12 protein-coding genes are annotated in these 18,089 nt (G+C 72.0%); 4 read left to right on the top strand and 8 right to left on the bottom strand.

The window, feature by feature from the left end; all coding sequences use genetic code 11:
* Positions 1 to 5: 5 nt before the first annotated feature.
* Both ACZ5XS_RS26150 and ACZ5XS_RS26155 read right to left on the bottom strand, forming a co-directional pair.
* The gene (locus ACZ5XS_RS26150; RefSeq protein ID WP_468655206.1) at positions 6 to 1,973 is read right to left on the bottom strand and encodes an N-acetylmuramoyl-L-alanine amidase; all 1,968 of its coding nucleotides are present in this window, start codon (positions 1,971 to 1,973) and stop codon (positions 6 to 8) included.
* 270 nt (positions 1,974 to 2,243) lie between these two features.
* Positions 2,244 to 3,386 carry an aminoglycoside phosphotransferase family protein gene (locus ACZ5XS_RS26155; protein WP_468655208.1) on the bottom strand — a complete coding sequence of 381 codons (1,143 nt, stop codon included), beginning with the start codon at positions 3,384 to 3,386 and terminating at the stop codon, positions 2,244 to 2,246.
* Between the two features lie 244 nt (positions 3,387 to 3,630).
* Between ACZ5XS_RS26155 and ACZ5XS_RS26160 the strand changes: the two genes are divergently transcribed.
* Entirely contained in the window at positions 3,631 to 5,124 is a 1,494-nt protein-coding gene (locus ACZ5XS_RS26160; RefSeq protein WP_468655210.1) for a DNA-binding protein NsdB, read from the top strand.
* Positions 5,125 to 5,185: 61 nt separating this feature from the next.
* On the opposite strand, the gene ACZ5XS_RS26165 is transcribed toward ACZ5XS_RS26160, so the two are convergent.
* Positions 5,186 to 6,616 (bottom strand): PP2C family protein-serine/threonine phosphatase, encoded by a 1,431-nt coding sequence (locus ACZ5XS_RS26165; protein WP_468655212.1) that lies wholly within the window; start codon positions 6,614 to 6,616, stop codon positions 5,186 to 5,188.
* 408 nt (positions 6,617 to 7,024) lie between these two features.
* On the opposite strand from ACZ5XS_RS26165, the gene ACZ5XS_RS26170 reads away from it, so the two are divergent.
* Positions 7,025 to 7,438 (top strand): SsgA family sporulation/cell division regulator, encoded by a 414-nt coding sequence (locus tag ACZ5XS_RS26170; RefSeq protein WP_468655214.1) that lies wholly within the window; start codon positions 7,025 to 7,027, stop codon positions 7,436 to 7,438.
* A gap of 29 nt (positions 7,439 to 7,467) precedes the next feature.
* On the opposite strand, the gene ACZ5XS_RS26175 is transcribed toward ACZ5XS_RS26170, so the two are convergent.
* Complete coding sequence (locus tag ACZ5XS_RS26175) at positions 7,468 to 8,574, bottom strand: baeRF3 domain-containing protein (protein WP_468655216.1); 1,107 nt, start codon at positions 8,572 to 8,574, stop codon at positions 7,468 to 7,470.
* 162 nt (positions 8,575 to 8,736) lie between these two features.
* Positions 8,737 to 10,335, bottom strand: a complete 1,599-nt coding sequence (locus tag ACZ5XS_RS26180; protein ID WP_468655218.1) for an alpha/beta hydrolase — start codon at positions 10,333 to 10,335, stop codon at positions 8,737 to 8,739.
* 284 nt (positions 10,336 to 10,619) lie between these two features.
* Between ACZ5XS_RS26180 and ACZ5XS_RS26185 the strand changes: the two genes are divergently transcribed.
* Positions 10,620 to 11,300 (top strand): chaplin, encoded by a 681-nt coding sequence (locus ACZ5XS_RS26185; RefSeq protein ID WP_468655220.1) that lies wholly within the window; start codon positions 10,620 to 10,622, stop codon positions 11,298 to 11,300.
* Positions 11,301 to 11,402: 102 nt separating this feature from the next.
* Here ACZ5XS_RS26185 and ACZ5XS_RS26190 read toward each other — a convergent pair whose 3' ends face one another.
* From ACZ5XS_RS26190 to ACZ5XS_RS26200, 3 genes are all read right to left on the bottom strand, one after another.
* A complete protein-coding gene (locus ACZ5XS_RS26190) occupies positions 11,403 to 12,167 on the bottom strand; it encodes a class I SAM-dependent methyltransferase (protein ID WP_468655222.1) in 765 nt (254 codons plus the stop codon).
* Positions 12,168 to 12,180: 13 nt separating this feature from the next.
* On the bottom strand, positions 12,181 to 16,479 hold the full coding sequence (locus ACZ5XS_RS26195; RefSeq protein WP_468655224.1) for an aminotransferase class I/II-fold pyridoxal phosphate-dependent enzyme: 4,299 nt from the start codon (positions 16,477 to 16,479) through the stop codon (positions 12,181 to 12,183).
* A 160-nt stretch (positions 16,480 to 16,639) separates the two neighbouring features.
* On the bottom strand, positions 16,640 to 17,125 hold the full coding sequence (locus ACZ5XS_RS26200; RefSeq protein WP_468655226.1) for a nucleoside deaminase: 486 nt from the start codon (positions 17,123 to 17,125) through the stop codon (positions 16,640 to 16,642).
* Between the two features lie 158 nt (positions 17,126 to 17,283).
* Between ACZ5XS_RS26200 and ACZ5XS_RS26205 the strand changes: the two genes are divergently transcribed.
* Positions 17,284 to 18,060 carry a GNAT family N-acetyltransferase gene (locus ACZ5XS_RS26205; protein WP_468655228.1) on the top strand — a complete coding sequence of 259 codons (777 nt, stop codon included), beginning with the start codon at positions 17,284 to 17,286 and terminating at the stop codon, positions 18,058 to 18,060.
* Positions 18,061 to 18,089 lie beyond the last annotated feature (29 nt).

Raw genomic sequence — 18,089 nt, forward strand, 5'->3', positions numbered from 1 at the left:
GGCGACTACCCGGCCGACCGCTCCACGCGGACGTCCGCCGCCCGCACGAACGCCACCCGGTGGCCGAACTGGATCTCGTAGTACAGGTCCTCGTCGGCCACCACCTGGTGGGAGGCCTCGCCGAACGTCACCGCGTAGTAGTACTCGCCGGGCACCTTGTCCCCGACCACGTACCGCTGGTCCGCCGGCAGCTTGTACGGCAGCGGCGACAGGGCCTGGGCGGGCACTCCCGCCGGGTACGCGGACGCCTCCGGGTAGGCACGCCCGTAGACCGGGATGCTCGCCGACCCGTCCTTGGGCGTCACCACCAGGCCCGTCGCGTTCACCGCGGTCGGGTTCTTCCTCGTGTTCTTGAACCAGGCCTTCTGGCCCAGATACCAGATCGCCGTCCACTCCCCGTCGCGGCCCGCGACCGCGTACTGCTGGCCGGTGGAGACCCGTGAGGACAGGTCGTTCACCCCGGTGCCCGGCGTCGTCCCCAGACCGATGTCCTTGATCAGGGGATAGGACTCGCCGGGCCCGGAGTGGAGCCGCACCGCGCTGGACCCGTGAGCCGCGCACGGCTCGCCCTTGGCGACGCAGCCCGTGTACCCCGGCTGGTTCGTGGCGTAGTCGGGGCGGATCGTCACCAGGCCGCCGTTCTCGCCGGCCGTGGGCTCGAAGGGACGGCCCAGCAGGGCGAAATAGTGCCGCCAGTCCCAGTACGGGCCCGGGTCGGTGTGCATGCCGCCGACGGTCCCCGCGGTCGGACCCGGCACGTTGTCGTGGCCGAGGATGTGCTGCCGGTCCAGCGGGATGCCGTACTTCTTGGCCAGATACGCCACCAGCCGCGCCGACGACCGGTACATCGCCTCCGTGTACCAGGCGTCCGGGCTGGCCAGGAAGCCCTCGTGCTCCAGGCCGACCGACTTGGCGTTGACGTACCAGTTGCCCGCGTGCCACGCCACGTCCCTGGCCTTCACGTGCTGGGCGATGTGGCCGTCCGTGGAGCGCAGCGAGTAGTTCCACGACACATAGGTGGGGTCCTGCACGAGGTTGAGGACGCCTTCCCAGGCGCCCTCCGTGTCATGGATGACGATGTACCTGATGCTCTGGGACACCGGACGGTTCCCGGTGTCGTGGTTGCCGTAGTCGCCCTCGCCGAACTCCTCGTGGGGAGCCGGGATCCACTCGCAGGACACCGTCTTCGGGCACTCTGTGCCGTCCGCGGCCCGTGGCCGCAGGCCGGTCCGCGCCAACTGCGCGGTGTCGGGGGCGAGGGCGGGCTGGGCGACCAGGGCGACCTGCTGACCGGCGTCGGTGGTGCGCTCCCCGCCGGTGCGCAGCACGTCGAACACGTCGTTGGCGTACGCCACCCCCGTCGCGCTGTCGTCCGCGCCGGAGAAGCGGGCCACCGCCCCGTACCAGTCCCCGGGATCCTCGCTGAGTGGTTCGCCGAGGTCCTGCTGCGCGGCGGCGAGGAGCGCGGCGCCGCCGGCCACGTTCGCCGCGGGATCGGTCCGCAACCGCTCGGCGGGCAGGCCGGTGAGCTCGGCCGCCTTCGGCAGGGTCTTGAGACGGGCCGGGAGGGCGGCGTTCTCCGGCACCTTCGCCTCGGGACGCACTGGTGGGCGGGCGCTGTCGCCGCGCGCGTCCTCCGTCCCCTCGCTGTGGTGCGGCGCCGCCTCGGCGAGCGCGGTGCGGGCGTCGGTGAGGTGCATCGGACCATAGCCGCCGGTCACGCTGGGCGCCCCGGCGTGCGCGTCCCAGCGGGACTGCAGGTAGGAGACGGCGAGAAGCACACTCTGCGGTACGTGGTACTCGGCGGCCGCGGCGGCGAACGCCGACTGCAGGCCGGCCGCGGAGGCCCGGGCGTCGGGCGGGGCCGCGCCGAGCAGCGGCAGCAGCAGGGCGGCGCAGCCCACAGCGCCCGCGGTCCTTCGGAAACGTCTGTGCCCGGCTGCTCGGTCGGTGGCGGTGGCGGATTCTCGCAATGCAGCCTCCTGGGACGGTCGAGCGCGATGCGCCGTGCGGGGCCGGGCCCGTCAGTGGTACCGGCTTGCCGACGATCCGTCAATGATGCCCAGGAGCAGGCAATTTCCCTCGTCAGGCCAGGTGGGCGGGGAGTTTCGCGGCGGCGTCCCGCGGGCCTGCGGGGCGTCAGTGGCGTACACCAATGGGCGGTACCGGACGAGCCGTGGATCCGGACATACGACGGTCCGCGGTGCGCCGTCGACGTGGCGCACCGCGGACCGTCGTCCCCTTCAGCGAGTGCCGACCGCCGCGCGCACGGCCCGGCGGGCCAGCTGGCAGTCGTCGTGCAGCCGCCTGAGCAGCAGCCGCTGTTCCTCGCCGGACGGCGCAGCACCCGGGTGGGCCACTCCCGGTGCCGCCGGGGTCGTGTCGTGCATCGAACGCTGCACGGCCATCTCGTAGGTACGGATCTCCCGGGTGAGGACGAGCATCAGGTTCACCAGGAACGAGTCCCGCGACGCCGGGCCCGCCGTCTGGGCGATCTGGCTGATCTGCCGCCGGGCCACCGGCGCGTCGCCGAGGACCGACCACAGCGTCGCCAGGTCGTAGCCCGGCAGGTACCAGCCCGCGTGCTCCCAGTCCACCAGCACTGGACCGGCCGGTGACAGGAGGATGTTCGACAACAGTGCGTCGCCGTGGCAGAACTGGCCCATGCCGTGCCGGCCCGCGGTCGCCGCGATGCCGTGCAGCAGCTTCTGCAGGTCGCCCAGATCCCGGTCGGTGAGCAGCCCCAGCTCGTGGTACCGGTTGATGCGTGTCGCGTAGTCGAGCGGGGCGTCGAAGGTGCCCGCCGGGGGCCGCCAGGCGTTCAGCCGGCAGATCGCGCCGAGTGCCGCCCGGATGTCCGCCCGGGGCGGGGCCTCCGCCGGGTGCCGGAGCAGTGCCGCCACCCGGCCCGGCATCCGCTCGATCACCAGCGTGCAGTTGTCCGGGTCCGCCGCGATCAGTCTCGGTACCCGCACCGGAGGGCGGTGCCGGACGAACGAGCGGTACGCGGCTATCTCGTGACGGATCCGCTCGGCCCACGCGGGGGAGTGGTCCAGTAAACACTTGGCGACCGCGGTGCTGCGTCCCGTCGTACCGACCAGGAGCACGGAGCGTCCGCTGCGGCGCAGCACCTGCACCGGGGCGAACTCCGGGCAGATCCGGTGCACCGACGCGATCGCCGTGCGCAGCTGGGCGCCCTGAGGGCCGGACAAGTCGAGTCTCCCGCTGACGGGTTGGGTGCCGACCCCTGGAACGCGCCGCGTCCTGCCCGCACCGAGCACGGGAGCCGCCGGACGCGCGGGGTCGAGGTAGGGGCCGCCACCACCCGCCGGACGGGGGTGCAGCGACCGGGGCGGGGCGGACACGGAGGACGATGCTGTGTACATGGGCGAAACAGATCCCTTCGTGTGCCTGCGACGACAGTGCGCTGCCCGGCCCGGTCGCCCGGGTGCACCCTGGGGAATGCATCCCTTGTTCCAGAAGGCGACCGGGTCGGGGTGGCGCTTTCCTACCTGACACCCGATGCCCCGTGGCACACCATCTGGCGTGCCCTGGCGAAGCCTGGCGAATAGTCGCCCGGCAACTCTCACCGGGCTACATTCAACTCAGCCGAGTACCTGGGGGCTTGACGTGAGCGGACAACCCAACACCCGTCTGTCGGACCTGTTCGGCCTCGCCGGCTGGTCCAAGGGCGAACTCGCGAGACTGGTCAACCGGCAGGCGGCGGCCATGGGCCACCCCCAGCTCTCGACCGACACCTCACGGGTGCGGCGCTGGATCGACATGGGAGAGATCCCGCGTGATCCCGTACCGCGGGTGCTGGCGGCCCTGTTCACCGAGCGTCTCGGCCGTGTCGTGACCATCGAGGACCTCGGTCTGGTCCGGCACGGGCGTGCGGGGAAACGGCAGGGCGGCGGGAGTGCGGAACATCCCGACGGAGTGCCGTGGGCGCCCGAGCGGACTGCTGCGGTCCTCACCGAATTCACGGGAATGGACCTCATGCTCAACCGACGCGGCTTGGTGGGCGCGGGTGCCGCGCTCGCCGCGGGATCAGCACTCAGCAGCGCCATGCACGACTGGCTGCACACCGATCCGGCCCTGACCGCCGATGCTCCCCAGTTCGACGACCCCCTGCACGCCGATCCGGCCGGGTTCGACCGCTACGAGGCCGCCCCCATCGGATCGCAGGAGATCGAGGAACTGGAGCGCTCCGTCGAGGTGTTCCGGGCCTGGGACGCGGCCCGCGGCGGCGGACTGCAACGCAAGGCGGTCGTGGGCCAGCTCAACGAGGTGGGCGGCATGCTCGCCTACCGACACCCCGACCATCTCCAGCGGCGCCTGTGGGGCGTCGCCGCCAACCTCGCCGTCCTCGCGGGCTGGATGTCGCACGACGTCGGCCTGGAGCCCACGGCCCAGAAGTACTTCGTCATCGCGGCCCATGCGGCAAGAGAGGGCGGCGACCGGCCCCGCGCGGGGGAGGCGCTCTCGCGGGCGGCTCGCCAGATGGTGCACCTGGGCCGGCCCGACGACGCACTCGACCTCATGAAGCTGGCCCAGTCCGGCTCCGGCGACGAGGTGCTGCCCCGTACCAAGGCGATGCTCTACACCATCGAGGCCTGGGCGCAGGCCTCCATGGGCAAGGGCCAGGCCATGCGCCGCACCCTCGGGCAGGCGGAGGACCTCTTCGTCTCCGACCGGGGCGACGTGCCGCCGCCGAGCTGGATGCAGACCTTCAAGGAGGAGGATCTGTACGGCATGCAGGCCCTGGCCTACCGCACACTGGCCGAGCACGAGCCGGGCGCGGCCGTGCACGCCCAGTACTACGCGGAGAAGGCGCTGGCCCTGCGCATCGACGGCCGGGAGCGGTCGAAGATTTTCGATCATCTGTCCATGGCCTCCGCCTGCTTCATCGCGGACGACCCCGAACAGGCGGACCGGTACGCACGGCTGGCCCTGATGGCGATGGGGTCGAACTCCTCGCGCCGCACCTGGGACCGGCTGGGCCAGATGTACCGGCTCACCGCCGAGTACTCCAGCTATCCGAAGATCCACGAGCTGCGGGAGGAGATCAGGCTGGCGCTGCCGAAGACGAGGGGGAAGAGCGGCAGCAGCGCCAAGGCTTAGGAACCGTCACGGCACCGGAACGGGGCGCCGTGCCCCTCCGGTCCTCGGTCCTCGGTCCTCGTCACGCGGTCACCCTGGCGACGAGCACACAGGCGTCGTTCTCGCGCTCGACCTCGCCGAACTCCTCCACGACCATCCGTACGCAGTCCTGTGCGGTGCGCGCCTCGCCGAACCGCGGGGCCAGGTCGAGGAGGCGGTTCACGGCCGCCGTGCCGCTGTGCCCGGGCACCAGCCCGTCGGTGTGCAGCACGAGCAGATCGCCCGGCCGGAGGGTCTCTTCGGTCTGTTCGTACACGGCTCCCGACGTCGCGCCGAGCAGAACGCCGTCCGGCGCGCACAGCCTGCGTCCCGTCCCGTCGCGGAACAGCAGCGGGGCGGGGTGTCCCGCCTGCGCCCACACCAGAGTGCGGGTGTCGGGCCGGTAGCGGCAGCAGACCGCGCTGCCGAGGGCCGGCTGCACGGTGGCGTCGAGCAACTGGTTGAGCAGGGCCATCAGTTGACCCGGCTGGGTGCCGGCCATCGCCATGCCGCGTACGGCGCCCAGCAGGGTCGCCATGCCCGAGGCCACGGCGACTCCGTGGCCGGTGAGGTCGCCGACGCTGAGCAGGGTCTCGCCGTCGGCGAGTTCCAGCGCGTCGTACCAGTCGCCGCCGATCGTCGCGCTCGTCGCCGACGGCAGGTAGCGGGCCGCGAGTTCCAGCGTCTCGGGGCCCTGGTGCGGGAGCCGCAGGGAGCCGCGCCACGGCGGCAGCACGGCTTCCTGCAGCTCGACCGCGAGCCGGTGCTCGGCCTGCGCACGGTGCCGGTGACGCTGTAACGAGTCACGGGTCTCGCTCACCGCCCGCTGGCTGCGGCGCAGTTCACTGACGTCCCGCAGCACCGCCCACATGGACGCGGTGCTTCCGTCGGCGTCGAGCACGGGCTCGCCCATCATGTGCACGGTCCGTACGCCGCCGTCCGGGCGCCGCACGCGGAACTCACCGTCGATGGGCTTGGCGTCGACGAGGCAGTCGGTGACCATCGCCGTCAGCTTCGGCCGGTCCTCGTCCAGTACCAGCGACGGCAGCTCGTCCAGGGTCAGCGGGGGAGCGGCGGGATCCCGGCCCAGAATCTGGTAGAGCTCTCCGGACCAACTGGCCTCGTCCGTCAGCAGGTTCCACTCCGCACTGCCGACCCGGCTGAGCAGCGAGCCGCGCCGGGGAGCGGGCGGCACGGCCCGGACGGCGGGAGCCGCCTCCGGTGACTCGGGAGCGGGCGGCGGGCCGTCCCGCAGTTGTGCCAAGTGCTCGTCCAGGTCGTCGAGTTGGTGCAGCGCGAGGTCGCACAGCGCGCGCTGCCAACGCTCCTGCGGGTCCAGACCGTCACTCTGCGTGTCCCGGCGTACGGCGTCCACGTCGCCCTTGAGCCGGCGCGCCTGCGAGATGAGCGCGTCGACCGACCCGCGTCCTGGCGGTTGGGCGGCTGGGCGGTCCGCAGAGAGATGGGACGGCATGACGCACTCCGATGCGGGGACGGTACGACCAAGGCGGACGGAAGGACCGTTACGACTGTTGCACAGCCCGCGACACCCTGTAAGGGATTCGGCGACACCCGATACGGTGGTGCTTCTGGCATATGCCACAGTCTTCACGGGGCGAGTTCGGCGTACGTCTGACGTACGACACCGGGTGGCTCAAGTCGTAGGCGACGTACGCGACTTGAGGGTCTTCGGGGGGTGGACGTCGTGTTCAGTTGTATGTTCGACGACCCTGTGTTCTAGGGAGTTTGGCATATGGGGAACGCACCCTGCCAGGGGGCGTGCGCGGGGTGAACGGGGCGCGAATGCGGTCTGTGATGCAGGTCACATGAATTGATGTCGGGTTCCGCGTAATGCGAACGGCACCTGCGAGCTCGTAAGAGCATGGACATCACGATCGAGCAGCCCGCCCGCGCCCGCCTGGTCACCGCGACGAGCCATGAACTGCCCGTTCCCGCCACGCTCCGCTACACCTCCGCGGACCCGCTGGCGGTGCACGCCGACTTCCCGCCCGAGGTCGCCCTGGACGGCGAGCGGGTCACGTGGACCTTCGCCCGCGCCCTGCTGGCGGACGGGCTGACCGGCCCGGCCGGGGGCGGCGACGTGCACCTGTGGCCGTGTGGCCGCGGCCGCACCGTCGTCGAGCTGCACTCGCCGTGCGGGCTGGCCCTGCTTCAGTTCGAAAGCGCGGTCCTGCGCCGGTTCCTGCTGCGGACGTACGCCGTGGTGGCCGCCGGCCAGGAGGATCTCGGCGCCGCCGTCGAGCAGGGGCTGGCCTCGCTCTTCGGCGGCGTCTGACGTGCCACGGTGCCGTGACGCGACGGGGTTCAGTACCGCAGGACCCCCGCGATCCCGTCTGCGTCCGCCAATGTGCCGTCCGGCACGAAGCGCACCTCGGCGCCGGTCTCCAGGCACTGCTCGACGATCTCGTCCACGATGTCCTCGCGGGCGTCCAGATCGCCGCTGACGGCCGGGATCAGATGGTCCCCGCCGTCGTCACGGACCGTCACCCGGAAGTTCTCCTCGACGGCCAGCAGCCGTACGCGGCCCTCGCGGGCGCTCTGCCACAGTTCGTCGATCCCGGCCGCGAACGCCCGGTGACCGCGGGCCGATTCGAGCTCCCGCGTCACCGCGTCGGTGTTCTTGCGCGCCTCGGCGGCGACCAGGGGCCGGACCGCCTGCCACACGGCGTCGGGCGTGCCGTGCGCGAGTCCGCCGTGGGGGACGTGGACAGCGCTCTTGGTGACGCTGCCGACCTCGTCCATCAGGGACAGCGCGGCCGTCTCGCCGGTGACGTACAGCGGCCTGGGCGTCTCGCGCAGAACCGCGCTCATCGCGGTGTCCGCCTCACGCAGGAACTGGCGGGTGCCCTCGTCCCGGAAGGTGCTCGGCTGGTCGCCGACCCGTTCCTGGCGTTCGGCGTCGAAGTTCTCGCGGCTCCTGGTCAGCCTGGTCAGCGGGAAACCGCCGGTGTGGTCCTCGCTGACGCGGTCCGTGCCGCCGCTCCACAGCGTGACGTGGTCGGCGGAGACCGAGAGCACCCAGAACGGCTGCTCGGCGGCCTGCGCCGAGACCAGGTTGCGGGTCAGGAAGGTGTCCGAGAGCACCACGCGTTCGGGCACCGGGCGGGCGAGCGACCACACCTGGTGCTCGCCCGGGGCGGCGAAGATCACCAGGCCGTCCTCGGCGTGCGTCAGGTCGATCTCGGTGAGGGCCTGGTCGAGCTGCCGGGCGACGTCCAGGCGCCGGTCCCGGGGGATCGCGGGATCGGCCTCCAGCTGCTTCTTGGCCTCGGCCACGACATTGCGCAGCCGGACCGGATCCTGGGCGTTCTCGGGCTCCCGGCGGTGTGTCGGCGTCAGCACCGACACGGCCGGATAGGGGCGCGGGCGCCGCAGCTCGGTGAGGGTCGTGGGACTGAGTGCGTGCTCCATACCAGCACGATAGGGCTGAATCGCCGATCGGGCATCAGGGGTGATCGAGTCGGGCATTACCGGCAACTCGCCTGCGGCGTCGCTCGAGTCGCCGGACGACGTGGCCGTCAGCCGGACGACGTGGCCGTCAGTCCGAGACCGGCCGGATGACCGTGGCGTACGTCAGTGGCCGTCGCGCTCCGGCCCGCAGGAGCTGCCGTCGGGCGGCAGGGAGCCGTACAGCAGGAACGCGTCGACCTTGCGGTGCACGCACTTGGAGGACGCGTAACCCGTGTGCCCCTCGCCCTTGTTGTCGAGCACCACGGCCGAGTCGCCCAGACGCTCGGCCGTCTCCACGGTCCAGCGGTACGGCGTCGCCGGGTCACCCCGGGTGCCCACGAGGAGCATCTTCGGGGTACGGACGTCGCGGACGCCGTCGCGGATGAAATCGGTGCCCTTGGGGCGGCCGTGGCACATCAGCACCTCGGTGAGCCGGTATCGGCCGAACACCGGCGAGGCCTGCTCGTACTCGGCGCGCAGCCGGCCGAGCTGCTGGGAGATCCGGCGGGCGCTGGGGCGGTCGGGATCGTCCGCGCAGTTGATCGCCATCAGAGCGGCCGGAAGATTGTCGAGCGGAACGTCCTCCTGGTCGACCAGGCCGCCGTCCGTCCCGTCGCCGGCGCGAGGGGCGACGCCGTCGGCGGCACGGACGCCCGAACCGCCGCCGGAGAACCACAGGAGCGGCCGGGTGTCGCCGTCCTCGACCAGTGAGGCGAGCGCCCGCTGCAGGGACGGCCACAACTGCCTGCTGTAGAGGGCCTGGCCCATGGCGCCCACCAGGTCCTGCCCGGTGAACTCCTCGCCGAAGTCGGTCGGCACCGGGTCCTGGTCGAGCGACTCGACGAGACGTTCGACCTCCTCCCGGGCCGTGCGCGCGTCCGTACCGAAGGGACAGGCGATGTCCTCGACGCACCAGTCGACGAAGTCCTCCAGCGCGGTCTGCTGCCCCGCAGCGCCCGCCATGCCCTGCTCGGTGAGTGGTTCGGTGAGGGTGTCCACGCCGTCGAGCACCATCCGGCCCACCTTTTCGGGGAACTGGGCCGCGTACACCGCGCCGAGCCGCGTTCCGTAGGAGAAGCCGAGGTAGTTGAGCTTCTTGTCGCCGACGGCCTGGCGCATCACGTCGAGGTCGCGCGCGGCGTTCACCGTGCCGATGTGGGGCAGGACGGGTCCGGAGTGCTCGGCGCAGGTGCGGGCGGCCTTCCGCAACTGTTCGAGGACGCTCTGCGGATCACCGTCCATGTCCGCGTCCTCGTCCACCGTGACCTCGGCGGAGCCGTTGCCGCACGTCACAGGCGAGGACCGGCCGACGCCGCGGGGATCGAAGGACACCACGTCGTAGCCGTTCGTCAGGCTCATGAACTCCTTGCCGCCGGCGGCGAGTTCGCTGACGCCCGCGCCGCCCGGGCCTCCGAAGTTGAGCAGTACCGAGCCTCGCGACTTGCCCGTCGCGCGATAGCGGGCGAGGGCCAGGTCGAGGGTGCCGGCCCGGGGCCGGGCGTAGTCGAGGGGGACGGTGACCTTCCCGCACTGGAGGTCCTCGGGCATCTCCACGCCGTCGCACTTCGACCAGGCGACCTTCTGGCGGTAGAACCGCGCCAGGCCGGCCTCGGAGTCGTCCGCGGACGTCGCCGGCAGGCCCGCGCCGAGCAGGGCCAGGCCGACGCCGACGGTGATCGCGCACCGCCGGATTGTGGGCCGAGTCGACAGCTTGGCCGGCATGGATGCCTCCAGGGACGCCTGCCGCGGACCGGGTCCGGCGCCCGGTCCGAGCGCCCTCGATCACGATAGGCGCACCTCGCGGGGCCCGCCTCCGGGCGAGCGGGACGGCGGCGGCGGCCCTACCCTGTGCCCCCTCGATGCGCTTACGACGGTTTTGCCGACCGTTCGATGACCGTGACGCTCGATGGGGTGAAAGGCCGATAAGCCATAACTCCGATGGTTCACCGGCCGTTTTATCCGGTGCGGGCGAGTGCCCGCGACCATGTCTGGAAGGCAGGGACCCCATGAGACGGGTTACCCGAAACGGTGTGATCGCCGTCGCCGCCGCGTCCGGCGCGATGGCGGTGACGATGCCCGCGTACGCGGGCTCCGGCGCGGACGGCGCCGCGGCAGGCTCGCCCGGAGTGATCTCCGGCAACACCGTGCAGCTCCCGGTGCACCTCCCGGTGAACGTGTGCGGGAACACCGTGAACGTGGTGGGGCTGCTCAACCCGGCGGCGGGCAACAGCTGCGCCGCCCAGGACGGCGGTGGCGACGCGGCCGGGACGCCCGAAGGAACGTCCACGGACGGCGGGGCGACCGCGAACGGCGGCGGAAAGGATTCACCGGGCGTGCTGTCCGGCAACGGTGTGCAGCTCCCGGTCCACGCTCCGGTCAACGCCGGCGGCAACAGCGTGAACGTCGTCGGCATCGGCAACCCGGCCGTCGGCAACGAGTCCGTGAACACCTCCGGCGACCGGCCCGCGGACCCCCGGACGCCCGGGCAGCCGGCGCCGGAGCAGACTCCGTCGCCCGGGACCGACGCCGGTCCGCAGCCGGCGCCGCCCGCCCCGCGGCCGCACTTCACCGCCGAACTCGCCGAGACGGGCACGGACCAGACCCTGCCCGCCGTCGTGGGGAGCGCGGCGCTGATTCTCGGCGGAGCGGCCGTGTACCGGCGCTCCCGCCCGCGCGTGCCGCGCTGACCGGCCCTCTCGACGGAGGACGGAAGGCCTTGCCGGGCTCGACCGGTGGGGCCTGCGCCTGGCGGCGACGCGGTCGGCCGGCTTGCCGCACCGTCCAGGTGTTCACGCCGCCGACACCGCCGTGAGCAGCACCATCCCCGAGTCCCCGTAGTCGGGCAGGGTGGGGTCGGCGTCGATACGGGTGACGGCCAGCTCCCGGGTCAGCGGCGCGAACACCTCCGTGACGACGTCCGGGTCGACCGGGCAGCCCGGCCAGCGCGAGGCGGGCCCGATGCGGTACGTCGGCATGTTCTCCATGAACGCGGCCACCAGACAGCCACCCGGCGCCACACAGCGCACGAAGAGCCGGCAGAAGTCGGCGAACTCCGCGCGGTCCTCGGTCGCCCCTTCCGCGACGAAATGCATGGACGCCAGGTCGTACCGGCCCGGCGGGAGGTCACGGACGTCGCCGTGGACGACGTCGACGTGGGCCAGCGCCCCGGCCAGGGTCGCGGGCAGGGCCGGGTTCAGCTCGCGGCACAGCGCGTGGAACGGCACCCAGCTGGAGTCGGGCCCGCACAGGATCTGCCGCTCCAGATAGGCGACATTGCCGGCCCCCGCCTCGACGGCGTCGATACGGCGGCTCGCCGCGGCCGCGAGGATCAGCGGGTAGAGGTTCGGGCCGGCCCCCAACTCCACCGAGCGGCCGACGCTGCCCGGCGCGAGCCGCCGGTAGAACGCACAGTGGTGGGCGATGACCGCCGCGTCCGACGGGTGCACCTCGCGGTAGTTCTCGGCGAGATAGTCCGCGACCGGCCAGCTGTCCCAGTCCACGTCGTCGTTGTGCGTCGTGGCGGTTTCACCGGACTTCGAGACTCTCCAGGTCATCGGCGTGGTCCTCTCAGCCCTTGACATGGCCTTCTCGCTCCTTCGACTGAATGGGGAACCGTGCCGCCAGCCGGGTCAGCGTGCCGGTCAGGCGGTCGATGTCCTCGTCGGAGTTGAGAGCCGTGAGCTGGACGCGGAAGCCCACCCGGTCACGCGGTACGAGCGGATACGCGGCCACCGTCACGTAGATGCCCTCCTCCCACAGGAACGCGGCGACCGCGTCCAGGTCGGCCGGGTTCCCCAGCGGGATCTCCACGATGGGAAGCCGGTCCGTGTTCAGGGTGGCGATACCCAGGTCGTCGAGATGGTCGAGCACCCGGACCGTCTTGCGGTACAGGTCGGCGCGCAGAGTGTCGCCGCGGAGGTCGTTGACTTCCAGTCCGGCCATCGCGGTGGCCAGGGACGCGGTGGGGGAGGGGCCCGAGTACAGGTAGGGCGCGGCGGCCGTCTTGAGGCGGTTCTTCAGGTCGGTGGGCAGAGCGAGGAACGCGAGCAGCGACGAGTACGCCTTGGAGAAACCGCCGGCCAGCACGATCCCCTCGTACGACTCGTCGGTGTACCGCACCACGCCGTTGCCGCGCGAGCCGTACGGGGAGAGCTCGGTCGGCCCGCGCTCCCCGATCACGCCGAAACCGTGCGCGTCGTCGACGTACAGCGTCGCGCCCCGGTCGCGGCACAGCGTGGTCAGGGTGGGCAGCTCGGAGACGTTGCCGCTCATGCTGTTGACGCCGTCCAGGCAGACCAGTTTGGGCGCGCTCGCGGGCACCGCGGAGAGCAGGGCCTCCAGTTCCTCGGGCCGTTCGGCGTGGAAGCGGTGCAGGGTGGCACCCTGCCCGCGGGCGACGACGCAGCCGTCGTACACCGTGCGGTGGGCCGTCGCCTCGACGAAGACGTGGCCCGCGTCGGCGAGGACCGGGATCACCGAGGAGTGGATGACGGTCAGTGTCGGCAGCAGCAGTGTGTCCGGCGCGCCCAGCAGGGCGGCGAGCCGCTCCTCGATCTCGGGGTACAGCCGCGGGCTGCCCAGCAGCCGGGACCAGCTCGGGTGGGTGCCCCAGCGCCGTACGGCGGGTTCGATGCGGGCGGCGATCTCCGGGTCCCAGTCGAAACCCAGGTAGTTGCAGGAGGCGAAGTCGATCAGCCAGTGGCCGCGGCTGCGGATGTGCCGGCCGCGCACCTCGTCGATGACCGCGTCGGTCATCGGGCTGGTCCGGCGTAGATGGTCCAGGTCGGCCCAGCGGGTCTCCCGCTTCGACGTTTCGTGGCGTGCCGTCTTGCGCGCGGCACCGTTCGCGGGCGCGCGGCTCATCCCGTCGCGCAGCACACGCTCGCTCTGCTCCACCGTCATCGGCCGCGCGAAGAGGAAGCCCTGCCCGAACCGGCAGCCCATGCCCGCCAGCAGATCGCGCTGCGCCGCGTCCTCGATCCCCTCGGCGATCACCTGGAGTCCCAGCGTGTCGGCGAGGCGCACGATGCCCTCGACGAGCGCGCCCTGCTGCGCGTGGCGCGTGATGTCGTCGATGAACGTCTTGTCGATCTTCAGTACGTCGATGGGGAAGTCCCGCAGATAGCGCAGCGAGGAGAACCCGGTGCCGAAGTCGTCGACCGCGATGCTCACGCCCAGGTCCTTCAGCGCCCGCAGCATGTCCTGGATCTGGCTGTCGTGGCGCAGCAGCACCGTCTCGGTGAGTTCCAGCTGCAGCGATCCCGGCGCCAGTCCCGGCGTCCGCAGCACCTGGTCGACCTGCTCCACGAACCCGACGTCGCGGAACTGGCGGGCGGAGACGTTCACGCTGAGGTAGGGCGGCGCGCCCGGGCCGGGCAGGTGCTGCAGTCCCGTGATGTCCTGCACCGCGTTCTCCAGGACCCACGACCCGAGGGGCCCGATGTGCCCGGTCTCCTCGGCCAGGCTGATGAACTGCTCCGGCGACGCCGGCGGGTGCGGGGCACCCGGCCAGCGCACCAGCGCCTCGAAGCCGACCACCTCGCCCACGGTGATGTCCACGACCGGCTGGTAGCGCAGGGCGAATTCCTGGTCGTTGACCGCCCGGGCGAGCCGGTTCTGCATGTCGTGCCGCTCGACCATCCGGGCCCGCAGCATCGGCTGGAACCGCCGCCACTGTCGCTTGCCCGCCGTCTTCGCCGCGTAGAGCGCCAGGTCGGCGTGGCCGAGCAGTTCCTCCGCGTCCTCACTGTCGCGGGCGGTGGCCACACCCACACTCGCTGACACGGTCACCGATTCCCCGCCGAGCACGAACGGCCTGGTCAGCGTCTGGATCACCTGGGCGGCCAGCAGTTCGGCGTCCAGTGGTTCCCGCGCGTCCTCCATGAGTACGGCGAACTCGTCGCCGCCCAGCCGGGCAGCGGTGTCGGTGCGCCGCAGCGCCCCGGTCAGGCGCCGCCCGACGGCGGTGAGGAGGCGGTCGCCCGCCGAGTGCCCCAGCGTGTCGTTGACGAGCTTGAAGTCGTCCAGATCGACGAAGAGCAGACAGGTCAGGGACGACTCCCGGCGGCCACGCAGGAGCGCGCGCTCGATCCGCTCCAGCAGCAGCGTCCGGTTGGGCAGTCCGGTCAGCGAGTCGTGGAAGGCCCGCTCGGTCAGCTCCTGCTCCAGCCGGCGCTGCTCGGTGACGTCGCGCAGCGTGACCACCAGTCCGGCCACGGTGCGCTCGTCCCGGAAGTCGCTGCATCGCACCTCCACCTCCACCCGCCCGCCCCGGTGCCGTATCCACCAGTGGTCGTGGGTCGTCCGCGGTCCGTCGTCCCGTATCGCGGTCAGCTCCCGGATCGCCCGTTGCCGGTCGCGGGGGTCCAGCAGGTCGGGCAGCGCCGTACCCGCCAGGTCCGCGGTGCCGAAGACGGACGTGGCGGACGGGCTGACGTACCGGATGGTGTTGTCGTCCTCCAGGATGAGGATGACGTCGGAGGTGTTGCGCACGAGTGTGCGGAAGTACGCCTCGCTCTCCCGGCGCACGACCTCCTCGCGGAGCACGACGCGATCCATCGCCAGTCCCGCGTGCGAGGCGAGGATCTCCATGGAGCTCCACGTCTCGGTGAGCCGCCCGGGCGGACCGGCGACCAGCAGGACGCCCCGTCCCTCCGAGGCCGTGGGACGGTCGGGCGGGGTCATGGGGCACACCAGGACCGTCGGCAGGCCGCCCAGTTCGGCGGTGAGGGCGGGATCGAGGTCTTCGGCGGCGACGAACCGGGTGTGGCCAGGGGCCAGGCCCGCCGCCCGTTGGGCCGGCAGCAGCAGGGTCCGGTGGTGGACCGTGGACCCGAGGAGCGCGTCGACGGCCGACTCGCACGACCGCGCCACCTCCTGTTGCCGGACGGCCGACACCAGCGAGGCCGCGGCCGAGCGCAGCGCCTGTTCCCGCGTCACCGCCTTGCGATGCGCCACGACCATCCCTGCCAGACGCAGGATGACCAGCAGGAAGAGGACGCCGGAGAAGGCGGCGATCACGGCGGCGTCGTGCGGCGCGCTGGTGAGGCCTTCGTACAGCAGGAGCCCCGGTGCGATGAGCGTCGCCACGGCGAGCAGGACCAGCCGGCGCGGCGGCGGGAGCAGGGACGCCCGCTGCGGCACGGCCGCGGTCAGTTCCACCATCGACGGGTGCAGCGCGGCCAGGCCCCAGGCGGTGTAGAAGACGATCCACCCGACGTCCAGCACCGTGCCCGCCTGCCACAAGTCGTTGAGCTGCAGGATCCCGTACGCGATGTCGAAGCAGAGCAGCGTCACCGTGCCCACGACCAGCAACTGGAGGGACCGGTTGTGCCCATCCAGCGAATGCGGGGTCAGCAGCCGGGCCAGCAGCGCCAGGACCAGCACGTCGCCGAGGGGGTAGGCGATGCTGATGGCGCGTTGCTGCCAGGTCAGCCCTTCGACCTCGGTGAGCGGCTGGACCAGGTAGACCCACACCGGCAGCGCGAGCCCCGCGGTGAAGATCATCGCGTCGAGGAGGCTGGGCAGGTCGCGGCCCGCCCAGCGGTAGCGGACCAGGCCGAACAGCCCGGCGGCGAACAGCGGGTAGGTGGCCAGGTAGAAGGCGTCCGCGGGGGAGGGGAACGGGTTGGAGGCGTGAAAGTACTCCTCCGCCGCGTTGTAGTACGTGTCGCCCGTGATGAAGGTGAGCAGTCCGGCCGCGAGGATCCACCAGGGCCAGCGGTGCGCGGGCCGGTGCACTTGCGAACCGGTCACCACCGCGGCCACACCGGCGAGGCCGATGACGACCCAGAGGGGAGTACGGGCCGCCGGCACCGTCATGTAGATGCTCGTGGCAACCGCCGCCACCGCGAGATGAGCGGTCATCAGCCGATGTGCCGACAGCAAGGCAAGCGCCTCCCCCCGACGGAGGGAGACCGGGCGGTCCACCTGGCCTGGGTCTTCCTCGATCGTAGGCACCGCAGGACGCCGCCTGCATCTCGGGAGGGTCAGGGCGGTGCCGCGCCGGTCACGGGCCGTGTGGCCGTCAGTGCATGCCGCGATGGAAGCGGCGGTGCAACGCGCGGACCGCATCGGTCAGTTCGGGCACCGGGCCCTCCGCCAGCACGCCCGGCGCGACCTCGTTGACCGGCAGGGTGCGCACCGGCGGCTCGGGCACCCCCAACTCGGCCAGCCAGCCGGCCAGTTGCTCCGACGAGGCGACGTACACGATCCGCCCGAGGCCCACCCAGGCGTGCGCGGCCGCGCACATCGGGCAGTGCTCGCCCGAGGTGTACACGGTCGCGGCCGCCCGCTCCTCGGGGGACAGGCGGGACGCCGACCAGCGTGCCAGCTCGAACTCGGGGTGCCGGGTCCGGTCGCCGGAGGCCACCCGGTTGTGGTCCTCGGCGAGCACTGTGCCGTCCGCCCCCACCAGCACCGACCCGAACGGCTCGTCCCCCACCTCCAGCGCCCGGGCCGCCAGCTCCACACAGCGGCGCAGGTACGGCAGCTCCGTGTCCTTCACGGCCATGGCGAAGAACCCTCCTCGTGACGTGATCTCCGTGCCGCAGCCTACGGCCGCCGGAGCGCGGCCGGAAAGGCAAGGCCGACCGGCGGCGGTGCGGCCACCGACGGGGGACGACCGGTAAAGCTGTTGCCCCGGCAGGGCCCGGGTGCTGCAGTGAGCGCATGGATCATGCCGCGATACTCGCCCTGTACGACCGGGACATGCGGGAAGGCGCTCAGCCGGACGGCCCCGGCGCACGGATCGAGCGGGCGGGGCGTGTGGTCCGTCAGGTCTCCGCCGCGCACGGCTGGAACGGCGTCGTCTGGTCGGACCTGGACGAGGCGGGCGCCGAGACGGCGATCGCCGAGCAGGTCGCCCACTACTGCGGTCTCGGTCTCGACTTCGAGTGGAAGCTCTACGGGCACGACCGGCCCGCGGACCTCGGGCTGAAGCTCGGGGCCGCCGGGTTCACGCCCGAGCCGGAGGAGACGCTGATGGTCGCCGAGGTCGCCGATCTGGCCCTGGACGCCGAAACACCCGAGGGCATCCGCTTCCTTCCGGCCACCGACCGGGCGGGCGTCGACCTCGTGGCGGAGGTCCACGAGAAGGCGTTCGGCACCGACGGCACCCGGCTGCGCCACCAGTTGACGGACCGGCTGACGGACGACCCGGACTCCGTCGTGGCCGTCGTGGCGCTCGCCGGCGACACACCGGTCAGCGCCGCCCGCATGGAACTCGTGCCCGGCACCCGCTTCGCCGGTCTCTGGGGCGGCGGCACCGTCGAAGCCTGGCGTGGCCGCGGCATCTACCGCGCCCTGGTCGCCCAGCGGGCCCGCGCCGCCGCCGACCGCGGCTACCGCTACCTCCAGGTCGACGCCACCGGCCAGAGCAGGCCCATCCTGGAGCGCCTCGGCTTCCACACCCTGACCACGACGACGCCTTACGTGTACGTGCCGTAAGCCTCGTTCCTCCTGCGCGACCGTCAGTG

The sequence above is a fragment of the Streptomyces sp. NPDC033131 genome, from assembly GCF_055578365.1.